Genomic DNA, 13,719 nt, shown 5'->3' with positions numbered 1-13,719 from the left:
GCCTCGCGAACCTCCTGGGGGATCCGTCCCCGCATGGGCACGTCATAGCCCTGTGGGACCTTGCCCAGGACCGGATCTGTCCCGTGTCCACGGGCCGGGTGTCCGCCGGGGCTCGGGTTTCCACAGTGTGGGGCGCGAGGAGGAAACGGGGTGGGCGACCCAAGAGGTCGCGCGGAAACAGGGGCACCGACACTGTCCCCTGGAGCACCGAGACCACGAAGGACGTGAGGGTCCCGTCGTAGCTGAACCAGCCAGGGCCACGCGCCTCGTTGACCGCGACGCGCCAGTGATCTGGAGCGACAGCGGGGTCAGTGACCCAAAACAGGTACTCGCCGTAGTCGGTGGCGCCGCAGGCGAAGAGCCGGCCGGGAGGATAGGGCACCGGGTGGGTACCCTGTTCCCGATCCCTGAGCAGCTGCTCCCAAATCCGGCCTGGCAGGGGGCCGGTGAGGTTGACGAACTCTGTCACCTCGTGTGGGTGGTACAGACGGATGCGTCGTTGAAGGTCCCCGGCCCGTACAGGTCGGCGAGCTCTTTCTGCGGCAACGGCATGCCGAGGCTCGCTTCGATCGCGTCCCAGCGGATGCCCATTGATGGGCCGGGCGGCGGGCAGAGCCCTGTGAGAGTGGTCAGGTCGGTTCGCACCCGAGCGGCTCACCCTCACGGCTCTGGCTCACGCCGACGCAGCAGCCTTCCCGGCAGGCAGTTTCGCCCCTGAGCCGGAGCAGACCCGGCGCACTGTCAAGGACCCAGCGGCTGCCGACACCTGCCGCAGCAGTGGAGCGAGCTACTGGCGCACCCGGAAATTACCCAACAGAGTCCAGACGCTGGTCAAAGTCCTCCCGTCACCACTCCCTGCGGCTCACCGTTGACCGTTACCGCAGGGTCGGCCTCCACCACGCGCACGGACATGTCGAGCGGTGCGGGGCGGGCGTTGGCCGTTTCGGCTGCCGAGAGGTGTCGGACGTTGGAGGAGCCGTCGGCGAACGGGCGGACGGTGTGGGCCAAAAGGCGGGTCAGCTCATCGTCGAGGCCGTGCTGCAGTGGGGTGCCGTCGGGGCCGAAGGAGTCGATCTCGCGCTCGGCAAGCACCACGCCGGTCTCCGCATGAGTGGCGGTGAAGCGCAGGATGCCACTCTCGTTGTAGCGGAACTTGATCTCGATCTTGTTCCGGCGGGTGTCCTGTTCGCGGGTCGGGAGATGCACCTCGATGTTGGCCAGCGGGAAGGCACGGTCGCTGTCGGCCGGGTAGCCGACCTCGCCCTCGATCACCGGCACGCGCACGAAGGAAGCGCCCGGCGTGTCCGGGTAGAAGTTGGCCGAACCCTCCGCGGGGAGTGTGGCGTTGCGTCGGATGATGGCGCGGAAGCCCTTCTGTTCGCCCGCGCTCACGGCCGTTCCCAGGTCGTAGCTGGTCACCAGAGAGAAGTCGCTGTCGTCGCCGAGTTCGCCGTCGAGAGAGGCCGCATAGATGGCTGCGCCTCGGGCAACGGCGGTCATGGGCCGGCACAGGCCGCTGTCGACAATGCGGTCGTGGCCGAGGAGCTCGCCCAGTGCGTGACGCACCTGGGGGATCTGCGAGGTGCCGCCGATCATCAGGACGGAGTCGATGTCGTCCGAGGTGATGGCCAGGTCTTCCAGCGCCTGCTGGACCGGCTCCAGGGCACGGGTGATGAGCGGGGTGATCGCCTCGGTGTACTCGGCCGCGGTGATCCTGGCTTCACGCCTCGAGATCGAGGGGGCGAGGCCGACCGGGAGGTCGAAGAAGAGCGCGCCGTCCATCGGCACGGAGGACAGGGCGATCTTCGTCAGCTCGACCGACCGGCGCCACCGGCGTCGTTCGGCCTTGGTGAGCTGGTCCGCGGTCAGGCCGATCTTCTGCTGGATCAGCTGGGCCAGCGCGTTGTCGAACTCCAGGCCTCCGAGGGAGGTGATACCGCGGGAGGTCTGCTCCTCGAAGAGGCCGTCATCGTATTCGAGGACGGTGACGTCGATGGTTCCACCGCCCCAGTCGAAGACGAGGAAACGGCCGGGGATCGGGACGTCGCGGACGTACGAGATCGCTGCCGCCGTGGGCTCGTTGAGCAGTGCCCGTACCTTCACACCGCCGAGCGCTGCCGCGGCACGAGTGCGGTAGCGGGCGCCGCCTGTCGCCTTGGCGGGGACGGTGACAACCGCGTCGGAGAGATCGAGCAGTTGGGCGGAGACGCCTTCCTTCATGCGGCTGAAGAGAGAGGCGGCCGCGACCGTGCTGTGGAACTTCTCCGAGCCGACCCAGACGTAGTACTCCTCGAGCTGGGCCGCGACCTCGAGGCCCTCGATATCGCCGTCCTTCTCGGCGCTGGAGCGCGTGCCGAGCATGCGCTTCACGGCGTCGAGCGGCTCGCTGGTGCCGGTCTTCGCCTCCCAGCCGAAGCAGAGGGTGCGCTGGAGGTCGCGGACGGACAGCACGGAGGGGAAGAGCTGCTCGAACTCCGACATCTGCCACTGGGCGGGCACGTTGTCGCCGTCGACCGGCAGCACTTCGGTGCTGTGCCCGTTCCAGTGGGCCACTACGGAGTTGCTGGTGCCAAAGTCGATACCGAAACTCATCGCGCTTCCCTCCAGGTCATTCCGATCCGCCGGCTAACGGCAGCGCGCAGCGTCTGCCTGTAGGTCAGCGCCGGAGCCGTGCCTTCTGTGCTTGACGGAGCACCGGAATTCTCAGCTTGCGCTGTACCCGGATCGCTGATTTCCGCTGCTGAAACCGGTTGCTCGGACCTGACAGCTTTCAGCCAGCCGCGTTCGACGAGCTTCCCCGACTCCTTGTCGACATAGGCCGGCACCATGAGCTCGAACGTCACCGGGTCTTGCTGCACCACTCCGGGCTGATCTTCCAGAACGTTGAACAGAGACAGATCACTCGCGTCGCCGACGATCTGCAGACCTGCCTTCTCCACCTCGTGATCTATGCGGGTCAGCACTGTCTTCAAGGTCTTCGCGTCCAAGGCCTGCCGGTGGAGAACGGCGAACTGCGCCAGGTGCATCTGGCGCGTTCGGATGCTCTCCAGCACGCCACTGCGTACCGCTTCGGTGAACTGGGGAAGCACTCGGCGCATCAGCTCGGCCCGGAAGGCGGAGACCAGATCGGCCTCGGTCTCCTTGTCGGCCAAAGCTGCGCCCAGTTTCCCCGCCGCCTCCTCCAACTCCTTCTCCACCACGGGCAGAAGCGTCTCGTTGACCGACTTCAGGATCGCGGCAGCGTCCAGGGTCCCCGGGGTGAACTCGGGCAAGCGGCTCTCTGTGAATCGCCACGGAGCAGCCTCGGCCGCCCTGCGCTCACCACGATTCCGCACGCTTCCGCTGTTCGGCCCACGTCCCTGTTTCTGCCGGGATCTGTCACGGGGGCCAGAACCACTGTCGCCTTTACCGGCTCCGTTGCTCACGATGTGCTGCTCTCTGGATCTTCAAGGGCTGCGGTGTCTTCGGCAGCCGGGGAAAGGCGTTCTGTCGCCCTGGTGATTATTTCTCGGGCCGCCTCGGCGCGAGACCACGCGCGGTCGCTGTCCGTGGGCGGCTCGGTGAGCCTCGGCAGGGGCTCGGGCGGGAGTTCCAGCCGGTGGCTCGTGCCGGTGGGGTCCTTCCAGCGGTGCGGGGCGAGCAGGACGGCGAACCGAGGTACATCCTGCTGCTCCCGCTCGGCCTTCTCGATCATGTCCTTGGCGCGGTTGATCCGGACGCGGCCGCTGTCGTCGAGCTCCTTCCTCAAGGCTCGCCAGGCCTTCTTCCAGTCGTCCGCCCCATCGGGGACGCCAAGCACCAGATAGGGGTTGAGCGGCTGGTCGCGTTCCCCGCGGGGCCGGTCCTCCAGGAAGCTCCGATTCTTCCGCAGCGTGGCCACGACACCTGCGCCGAGCTGGTCCTGCACCGGGGGACGGCCCTCGGCGTCCTGCTCAAGGAATTTGAGGGAATCCGCGATCTCCTGGCCGGCGTGCAGGTAGGCCTGGACGTTCTGGGCCTCCCAGCGCACCGGCTGCGAGTGGTGCCGGAGCCTCGCGGCCATGGTGAGCGCAGCCTTCCTCCGCTGCTCCGCCGTCTCGTCGTCCCCGTGGAGGTGAGCACGCTGCATCTGCCGCACGGCCCTGATCAGGATTCGCACGCCGATCCAGCCGTTGAACTTCTTGTTGCTCGCGCTGCGCACGCTGGGGTGGATCCGCTCCAGGAGAACCCACAGCCGCTCGTCGGCGACGAAGTCCTTCGGGACCTCTCCGGTCCGCCGCACCTCGCGCAGCGCGTCGAGGAGCTTCTGCGTCGGCGGCAGGAGGTCGGTCCACTCCTCGGCGATGGCCTTGGCGTCGTTGGCCTGCAGCCTCACCAGCAGGCGCCAGTCCTGCGGCCAGTCACGGCCGGGTTCCGTTCCCGGGCTTGCCTCCCGGCGCTCCCGTTCCAGGGGCCAGGCCAACAGGTCCATCTCCTCGTCAGTGAGGGACGCCGGGTCCAGGCGGGCGCGGAAGTAGGCGGCACGGGAGGTGCCGTCGCGCTCGGGGACCGCGCCGATCCACTCCTCGTCGATGTAGTCGTCGAGAAGCGGCCGGGGAAGCTTCGCCAGGAGTGCCCTCTGCCGAGGGGCCGACAGGTTGGTCTCCATCAGGCGACGGTCGTCCTGATACGTCTGCCACATGCTGCCCGGCTCCCCGAGGAGCGGCAGCGGCTTGTCCTCCAGCAGGGCGCGGGCGCGGTCGTCGAGCCGGCCGTTGAAGACGTCCAGCCCGTGGTCTTGTGCCATGACGAGCAGGGAGACGCCCGAGACCGGGTCGTCCTGCCGGGACGCCGCATCCGCCGCGGCCCGCGCCAGCGTTTGCGCGGAAAGCGTCCCGGTCTCCGCCTTCAGCGCGTCGGGCAGCATGAGTTCGGCGAAGGAGCGGGCACGCTCCCAGGCCTCCCGGTCAGCGAATCCTTCAGGGACCGGTTGGGGCATGACCGGTTTCGGCGCCGACTGCTTCTGCGGCGGAACGACCGGAGCAGGGCCGCCAACAGTTTCCGCGCCCTGCAGAGCTTCACCAACGGTCCGGCCCCGGGCGCGGGCCTGGCGGAGGGCAAGGCGGCGGGCGATCTCGTGCTGCCGTAGCTCCTCCAGGCGGGCCTGCTCGTCCTGGCCCGCTCCCAACGGGATTCCTGCCGTCATCAGAGCTCCTCCGCGAAGATGTGCACCTGCTCGATCACCGCGGCAGGGGTCCGGTCCAGGCTGTAGGAGTCGGCGAAGGCCATCCTGGTGGTGAGGCCTCCGGCACGGACCTCGTGACGCAGGGTCTGGAGCCGTTCGTTCCCGCACTCGCCGGTGGCGGACTCCAGCGGATGTTTGACGGCGACCGCGACGGGCTCGCCGGTGAAGTCCGACGTGAAGAGCGCCACGGGTCCGGCGGCGGTCTCCTTCAGGCTGACGTTGGGCTCCTCGTCCGCCCAACCCTTCAGCAGGACGGCGTGCTCGTCCGGGTCGATCTGCAGTTTCCGGCCGCGCAGGGCGTCGGTCAGGTCGCGGGCGAGCCGCCAGTCGTACAGCGGGTGGAGGCGCATGTTGGAGTAGTCGCGCAGGCAGGCGTAGCAGGAGCTGCGGCAGTTCTGGGCATGATGGTCGGCCTCCAGGTCGTGCACGTACCGGTCGACCGCCTGGAGGAACTCCTCGATGTGTTCCTCCGAACCGAGGTAGGTGCTGAAGCCCGCGCCGTTGTCGAGGCTGTCCGCCAGGTAGGCCATGACGGGGGCGGCCACCGGGGCGTCCGAGCCGTGGATACCGCTGAGGAGTTCCTCCGGCTGCACGTCCAGGTGCGGAGCGGCGGCACGGCGCAGCAGGGCCGCCATCGAGTACCAGGCGGCGCGCCGGCCGTGGTAGGCCTCGGGGAAGCCGTCGATCTGCTGGGACTTCGAGATGTCGAAGCGCAGGCCCCGGCCCGCGTCGAAGGCCTCTTTGGCCCCGATGAAGAGCATGTCGGTGTGCTGGGTCGCGCCGAGGGCGATCTCCAGATCGGCTTCCGCCTTGGGGTGGTCCAGAGCGACGTATCCGCGCCACGGGCCAGTGTTCTTGACGAACCGGAAGAGCCTTCCGGCGTTGGTGTTGACGATGTAGCGGTCGCCGCTGCCGGTGTGGACGACCATCCAGTCGTCGTCGGCACGGTGGATGCGCGGGGCGGTCTTCTCCAGGTCGGTGGCGGTCCGTGCGCTGGTGGCGTTGGAGCCGAACTCCCGGTAGCCGTCGTAGTCCCGTGCTTCGCGGGCAGCTCGAAAGCCTGCGGGCTCCCGGAAGGGGACGGCCTTGTAGTACTTGCTCTCCGCGTCGCAGGCGGGGCAGGCGCCGGCGCTCCCGGTCTCGGGGTCGACGGCGGCCTGCGGGTCCACGTGTGAGCAGATCCGGCACATGGCAACCAACTGTTCCGGTCCGAACGGGTCCTCGGCGGCCTGCACTCCGCGCCCGCTCGGGACGAGGGAGACCACTCCCTTGGAGCGGAGCAGACGGCCGTCCTGCGGGGTTTCGCTGCCGGGTGCAAACTTGCTGAGGGCGACGGCCAGGTCGCGGTTGACGGAGTCGGCCGGCGGCCAGGGGAAGGTCTTCTGCGGAATGCTCCGGTAGAGGAGGCGGGAGCGGGTCGGGAAGCCGAACATGGGCAGGAGACCCGCCTCTGCCAGACGCTGGCTGAGGTCGGAGTGGCCGACCGTCCGGGCTGCCACCTCGTCGAGCTGGCCGAGGAGTTCGTCGATGGCGGCCACCGGATCGAGGGCTGCGATGCTCTCGGGTGTTCCGGCCTGGAGGGTGGCGGCAGCGGCTCTGATGCGGTCCGGGTGCTCGGCGATCCAGCGGCGGACGGCGCCGCGATGCACCGGCCAGTCGGCGGCGAGGCCGAACTGTCCGTGGACGTTGGTCGTCATGTCCGGCCCCTTCCGGCGGTCCTCCGGCTGAAGGGGCTCGAAGGCCTGGCGCAGGACCTCTCCCAGCAGGACCCGCCGGAAGACGGAGACCATGCCGAGGACCAGGTAGGGCGGCGGAGTCGGGTCGTTGGTGATGGCTTCCGGGCGGGCGAAGTAGTGCTCGTCGTGACTGCGGCCGCGGCAGACGGTGAGGGCCACGGCGACCGGGCTGTTGCGTCGTCCTGCGCGCCCCACCCGCTGCTGGTAGTTGAAGCGGGTGGGCGGCATGTTGGCCATGATCACGGTGTTAAGGGGGCCGATGTCGACACCTGCCTCCATGGTCGTGGTCACGGAAAGCAGTTCCAGGCCGTCCGCCTGCGGAACGTCGTTGTCGCCGAGGAAGACGTCCTGGAAGAGGCTCTGCCGACGCTGGGCCTCCAGCCGGTCCGTCTGGCCGGTCAGCTCCGCGGTGCGCAGGGGGAAGTCACCGGTGCGGTGGGCGGCCTTCCATGCGTAGTAGTCGTCTTCGAGGACTCCGCTGTACTGCTGGGGCACGGCGGGCAGCGGGGTCAGGCACTTGGTGCACAGCCCCGCGCCCGGGTGAAGGTGCGGCCGGTGGCAGGAGCGGCACGTCCAGGTCTTGTTCTCGCCGGGGCGGAGCGCCACCTTCTCCGGCTTGATGACGTAGTCGACCACGGCGTCCTTCCAGACGCCGAGCACCCGGTCCTCGATCGTCTGCACATCGGTGCCCTGGCGTTCGGCGATCTGCTTCCAGAAACGCTTCAGAGGCGCAGGCGGCCTCTGCAGAGAGGCACGTATCCGGGTGAAGCGCCGCATCAAGCCGAGGATCCGCAGGCTGGCACGCGCCACGGCCTGATCGCTGTCCGGGCCGGTCTCCAGAGGCGAGCGGTCGTCGCGCAGGCAGAGCCAGCCGAGTCCGAGCGATTCGAAGTCACGGCCGCCGCCGGAGAAGAGGCTGCCGATGGTCTCGAGGCGGAGGCGGGAGCGGAGGCGGTTGAGGAGTTCCTCCTGTGCCTGGGTCTCCACCACCGCTTCCCGGTCCCGCTCCCAGTTGTAGAGCGCGGTCCAGGGCTGTCCGGCCGAGGTCTGCTGGAGCGAGGCAGCGGGACCGGCGGGGTTGGTGCCGTACTTCAGCAGCATGCCTTCGAGGTCGGAGGCGAGGTCGTCCAGGGAGGGCAGTTCGGAGAACTTCCGCTCCAGGTCGGGCAGGAGTTCCGGTTCCGCGTCGAGGTCGTCGGCAAGGATCGCCTTCAGGCGCCCCCAGTCCGCCGGGTTGCGGTCCCGCAACCGTTCCATGGCGGCACGGGCCCCCGCACGATCGACCGACTCCCCGGCGTAGTGGGCCTTCACCAGCCGAAGGTCTCCGAACGGATCCCCCTGGTTCTCGACGGCCTGGGCGCTGAGCAGGCGGAGAAGGTCCTGGTGGTGGCGGAGGGCAAGACCGCTGGCGAGCTCGGAGGCGTCGTCACGGCTGTCGGAGAAGGCGATCGCCTTGCGCCGGCCGTGGGGAAGGTGACCGAGGGCTTCGGTCACCAGCACCTGGTTGATCTTGTAGAAACCGGTGCGCATCCGCCGGACCGGCGCGTTGCGCAGCCGGTCAGGAGATTCCAGCGGGACGAAACGGCCGTCCCTGTCGTACTTGATCTCCCAGTCGTCGCCGCAGGCGGGGCAGCGGGTAGGGAAGGCCTGGAGCCGGGCCGGGTCGTAGGCCGGCTTCTTGCCCTCCTTGTCCAAGGGCACGGAGATGTGGAACGACCATCCGGTGTGCTGGACGTCCCGGTTCTCCAGGCGGCCGGTGGCGGGCTGGTAGGCGCTGCGGCGGAACTCGAACTCGACCTGCGGCCCGCCGTCGGACAGGCCCGCGTGCCAGCCGGGGTCGTCGAGACCGAGGCCCTTGGTGCGCGGCCAGTACACGACGTAGTTCGCCGCCGTAGGCGCGCCACTGGCCTCGTCGGGGAGCAGATCCAGGTCCGGGAAGTCGGTGTGGAGGGTACCGGTGAACTTACGCCGCTGGGTGTCCTTGGGGCTCGCGTACCCGCCGAGCATGAGGTCGCCGCAGGCCTGGCAGGAGAGAAGCTCCAGTACGCGAGCGCCGCAGGTGCAGCGGGACGTGGGTTCGGTGAAGAGCCGGCCGACCCGCCGTTCGGGGCCGTGCTCCACGGGGATGTCGGGACAGTTCGGGTCGGAGCAGGCCCAGATGCCCTCGATGTTCCGGAAGAAGAAGTGGGCGCGGAGCTGGGGAAGTTCGGGGTCCTGGGCGGAGCCGAGTATGCGCAGCACCCCGTGGAGGGCCTCCTGTCGCTGTTTCTCGGGGACGGCCGGGAAGAGGTTCTTCGCCAGTTCGGGGGCGGGCAGAGCACGAGGCTCGCCGCCTGGAGTGAGTGCGCGCTGGAGCGCCGGGCCGAGGCCGGTCTCCCGGGCAAGGGCGACGGCTTCGTCCTGGGTGACGGGGGCCTTCGCGGCCTGCGCGAGGCGTTCGGTGTGTGCGGCCAGGTCGCCCTCGCCGTGGATCTCCTTCGCCTTTCCAGGAATGATCACGCGCCGGGAGCCGGGCAGGGCGAAGAACCCGTCGAGGAACTCGTCGTCCCGGCCGACCTCCAGGGAGGCTGAGGCGGCGAGCACACGCAGCTTGTCGGGGCCCTTGTCGAGGCCGAGACGGTGGCGGAGGTTGCGCAGAAGGTAGGCCACCTCGGTGCCGGCTGTGCCGCGGTACATGTGGAGCTCGTCGAGGATCAGGGTGAGGCGGGCGTCAGGGGTCTCCGCCAGCCACTTCCTCGTGGCGCTGAAGATGTGCTCCTCCTGCTTGCGGAGCAGCATGATGTTCAGCATCGAGTAGTTGGTGACCATGATGTCCGGCGGCGTGGCCTGCATGTCCCAGCGGGCGTGCATCTCCGCTCCGCCGAGGCGCGGGATGAAGGGCCGCAGCTCCTCGTCGAGCTTCTCGTCGGCCTTGCGCTGCCGTTCCTGGACCTCCCGCAGGTACTGCCGGAGACGGAAGTTCGCCGGCTCGGAATCGCGGCTGCCGGAGACGGGGGTGGCTCCGGTGTAGCGGCCGAAGTAGAAGCGGTGTCCGTTGCGCTTCCGGTCCAGCCATGCGTGGGCCTCGCGACTGTCCAGCGACTTCCGGAGCCGGACCAGCTGGTCGTCGGCGAGGGCGTTGGTGGGATAGAGAATCAGCACGCGCATGGCGGCAGGATGCCCGTGCTCGCTCTGTCGGCTGGGCACGTAGTCGCCGTCTCCCTGCCACCATTCCCGCTGCACCACACGGGTGCCCTGCCAGTGCGCGGACTCGGCGACCAGGTCGGCGAGGACCGGCAACAGGAAGGACTCCGTCTTGCCGGAACCGGTACCTGCGGTGACCACGAAGTCCCTGCCCTCGCAGGCGGCGACCAGGGCGTCGTGCTGATGCTGGTAGAGGCTGGTCACGCCGCCGGGGAGCGTGAAGCGGGCGAACTCGGCCGCGTCGGGGTGCGCCCCCGCTTCGGCGAAGGACTCCGCGATGCTGACGCCACGAGAGGCGTACTGCGGGCGCAGCTCGATCAGCGGGTCGCGCCAGGCCCCGTTGTCCCGGTCCAGGAGGTTGCGCCGTTCCTCCATGACGGAACGGTCGTCGACGCCGAACGGGGTGTCGTAGTAGCGGAAGAGGGCGCTGCGCAGGTCGTCGAAAGTGCCCATGACGTCCTGGACATCGGTGTTCGTCACTGCCGCTGTCTGCTGTTCGACGCTCACTTGGTCCTCCCGCCGGTGGCCGCCACCGGTCGCGGCATGGTCTCCAGGTTCTGCTGCAGCGAGGCCGCGATCGCCTCGGCGAGCGCCCTCGGCACGTTGTCGTACGCGCGTGTCTGCGCCTGCTTGCCCACCGAGGGCGGGAAGCCGCTGCACAGGACGGCCGCACGCTCGTGCAGGGCGGGCAGGGGCGCGTACCGATCGACGAAGAGTCGGCCCATGCCGGCACGGCCCTTGCCGGATTCCCGCCGCCAGCGCATCGCACCGGTGCGGTGGCGGGCGAGCTCCAGGTAGACACCCGTCTCGCGTTCCACCGCTTGGAAGACGCCGTTGCGGCGGACGCGGGTCAGGCGTGCGTAGTCGGCTCCGCGCCACCGGTACAGGCCGTCCTCGTCGTCCCTCTCCACGGGGACGAACCGCTGGAGGCGCAGCTCGTACTTCTCCAGCGTGTTGGCGGTGCTCCCACCGGGCGGTGCGGACTCGGGGCCCGGCGCCGCCTGCGGAAGCAACTCCATCAACTGCAGGGCGGCGCAGGGAACGTAGCGGGCCCCGAGGAACTCCGCGACTTCCTGCAGCGTCCGCGGGTCCTCGTACTGGAACAGGAGGGTGTCGGGCAGCGGGGCCTCACCGGCCTCCGGCCGGTGAGGGACGGTGATCAGCTCCATCCACTCCTGTGCCGCCTCCTCGACGCGCGTGCTGATCCGCGCGGTGCGCGCACCGGTCAGCAACGCGAGCCCGTCGGCGTGGGGCAGCCGGGTCAGCACCGGCGGGGCCACCGACCAGCGGTCGGCGCGCAGGTCCACGTCGATGAAGCCGAGGGCGGCGGCCTTGCGTATCCAGTCCCAGTCGGCGTACTCCGTCAGCTCCAGGCCCCATGCCTGGGCCTGGCTGCGGACCCCGTCGCGCAGTGCGGACGCCTTGCCGCTGCGGCTCTCGCTCAGCCAGCGCAGGAGGATCCCACCGAACTCGTTGCTGCTCATCGGTCCCGTCATCGGTCCAGCTCCTTCGCGGCCTGCACGTACGCGGCCCACGAGGGCTCGACGGACGCCTGCTGGGCGTTGAGGACGGCGCGGGCCCATGCCCGTCGGTTGCCGGCGCTCTTCGGCTTCGGCGTTCCGGGGTTCACCGGGCGGCCCTTCCAGCGTCCGCTCCGGCGCTCCAGGAGCCAGCCGCCGATGCCGTGGAAGTCGGCCTCGAAGCGGAACGGGGCGGGGGTGTCGGGGAGACGTTCCCTCCACCAGTCCGGTTGCTCCGGGGCCTGCAACGTCCACAGCCGTCCGTCGGCCGCCGCGAACAGCACCTCGTCCGCGTCCCGCCGGCACAGCTCCATGACGGCTGCCGCGTCCTGGGTGGTGGCGCTCGTGCAGTCGGCGCCGGTGATGCCGGTCGGCAGGGTCTGCTCGACGAGGAGGGAGGGCGACTCCGATGCCTTGCCGTCCACGACGGTGAAGCCGCAGACCTTGGCCATCTTCGGCTCGACGACGGTCTGGTCCGCGGTGGCGAAGCCGATCTCCACGCCTGCGTAGCTCACCGTGTGGCGGCCCGGCTCCAGCCGGAGCACGGCCAGAGGGACGGGGCGGCCCGCTGCGATCCCCTTCCTGAGCTCGGGCCGCTCCTTTCCGTTGATCAGGAGGGTGCCCGTGCCCTCCGTGGCGTCCGGGAGGACCACCTGGGGCTCGCCTCCCCGCAGATACAAGTGGGAATCGAGCGAGGGAGCGAGCTTCAGTCCGCCCTCGAGGCGCAGCTTGAACTGGGCCGGGGGCTGCAGGAGGCCGACCGCGCCCTGGACCTCCTGGAGCGCCCGGCGCAGGGTAACCGCGTCGTCGAAGGTGACGGGCTTGTGCATGGACCAGCCCTGCGGCACCCAGGCGAGCTTGCTGGTGTCGGCGCTCCGGCCCGTGGTCGCGGCCTTGTCCAGCAGCCGTTGCACGTCCCGTTGCGCGGTCGGGGCGGCGAGCACCACGTGTGCCTCTCCCGGGCGGAAACCGTCGGTGCCGGCCCAGACTCCGAGCACGTCGTCCCGTGCGAGCACCAGGACGGAGCAGGAGGGGCGGCTGAGCACCAGGTTGTCCCCGTCGCGGCGGATGCCCCTGGCGAGGGTGTCCGCACTCGGGGCGGGCAGTCCCGTCACCTCGTAGTAGGCGGTGTCGCCGAGTTGCTCGAGCACGACACCGCCCTTGAGCTCGATGCGCGCTTTCTGCTCCGCGGACCGCAGGCGCGCCACCCAGCTGAGCCGCCCCGCGTCCAGCCGCACCAGGAGTTCGGCCCGGGGGACACCGGTGGGCACCAGCTCGTCCGAACCGTCCCAGGAAGCGGCGTAGTTGCCGATCAGCGTGGCGAGGAAGGGGCGGAACTCCTCCTCCTGCAGAGCGTTGCGGAAGCCCTTGGAGAAGTGCTGCTCCATGCCCCGGATCTCGATCTGGGCCAGCAGCGTCTTTCCCGGCAGGGGCCAGGTCGTGCCGTGTTCCCGCAACGACCGGAAGAACTTCGGCATGAAGGACCGGTCCGCGCCGCTGAGGAGCGCCTGGGACTGGGCGAACCCGATCATGCTGCGGTTGGAGGGCAGGTCGGCGGGGGCGGGAATGGTGCAGAGGCCCCGCGCGCCCTTCTGGCTGTGCTGCCAGGAGGCCAGCACCTGCCACATGCGGGAGATGGGCTCGTAGTGGTGGCTGCCCAGTTGCTTCCCGTCGCCGGTCAGCAGCTCGGAGAAGCGGGCGTGGTAGGTGGTGGCCGGGTGGTTCCGGTCGTTCACCATCCGGGAAGCGGCCATCACCGAGCAGGCCAGCAGCGGCAGGAAGGCGGGCACGCCGGCCTTGTCCTGCTGCCGCTTGCGCCAGCGGTAGTCCTCCAGCGCGCTGTACGGTTCCGCGGTCCCCAGCCGCAGGAACTTACCCACGCACTGGGCGAGGGACTCCTCCAAGCCGTATCCGTGCCTGAGTTCCTGCTCCACGTCGTCGTCCACGTAGAACAGCGTCGGGTGGCCGGCGTGCTGCCGTCCGAAGAACTCCTCGGCCAGCACTTCCTGCCACGCCTGATAAGAATCGTCCACTCTGCCCCCAAAAGAGAGGTTCCGATGCCCCGTTCGTGAATTCC

Annotated in this window: 6 protein-coding genes; all 6 read right to left on the bottom strand. The window is 69.5% G+C overall.

The annotated features are described in order from the left end of the window. Positions 1-831: 831 nt before the first annotated feature. The 6 genes from ABZ818_RS03110 to ABZ818_RS03085 all read right to left on the bottom strand — a co-directional run bounded on the left by ABZ818_RS03110 (position 832) and on the right by ABZ818_RS03085 (position 13,675). A complete protein-coding gene (locus tag ABZ818_RS03110; RefSeq protein ID WP_361409917.1) occupies positions 832-2,592 on the bottom strand; it encodes an Hsp70 family protein in 1,761 nt (586 codons plus the stop codon). After that, complete coding sequence (locus ABZ818_RS03105) at positions 2,589-3,272, bottom strand: hypothetical protein (RefSeq protein ID WP_361409914.1); 684 nt, start codon at positions 3,270-3,272, stop codon at positions 2,589-2,591. Before ABZ818_RS03105 ends, ABZ818_RS03110 begins: the two co-directional genes overlap by 4 nt. Before the next feature lie 149 nt (positions 3,273-3,421). Further along, a complete protein-coding gene (locus ABZ818_RS03100; RefSeq protein WP_361409911.1) occupies positions 3,422-5,164 on the bottom strand; it encodes a hypothetical protein in 1,743 nt (580 codons plus the stop codon). Continuing rightward, positions 5,164-10,629: a DEAD/DEAH box helicase gene (locus ABZ818_RS03095; RefSeq protein WP_361409908.1), complete on the bottom strand. Its 5,466-nt coding sequence runs from the start codon at positions 10,627-10,629 to the stop codon at positions 5,164-5,166. The genes ABZ818_RS03100 and ABZ818_RS03095 overlap by 1 nt, the downstream gene beginning before the upstream one ends. Next, positions 10,626-11,618 (bottom strand): hypothetical protein, encoded by a 993-nt coding sequence (locus ABZ818_RS03090; RefSeq protein ID WP_361409905.1) that lies wholly within the window; start codon positions 11,616-11,618, stop codon positions 10,626-10,628. The genes ABZ818_RS03095 and ABZ818_RS03090 overlap by 4 nt, the downstream gene beginning before the upstream one ends. Further along, the gene (locus tag ABZ818_RS03085) at positions 11,615-13,675 is read right to left on the bottom strand and encodes a hypothetical protein (protein WP_361409902.1); all 2,061 of its coding nucleotides are present in this window, start codon (positions 13,673-13,675) and stop codon (positions 11,615-11,617) included. Before ABZ818_RS03085 ends, ABZ818_RS03090 begins: the two co-directional genes overlap by 4 nt. Positions 13,676-13,719: the final 44 nt, after the last annotated feature.

Source organism: Streptomyces sp. NPDC047453 (assembly GCF_040643155.1).
Taxonomy (GTDB): domain Bacteria; phylum Actinomycetota; class Actinomycetes; order Streptomycetales; family Streptomycetaceae; genus Streptomyces.
The sequence above is the reverse complement of the archived record's forward strand: the minus strand, read 5'-3'. Positions and strand labels throughout refer to the sequence as shown.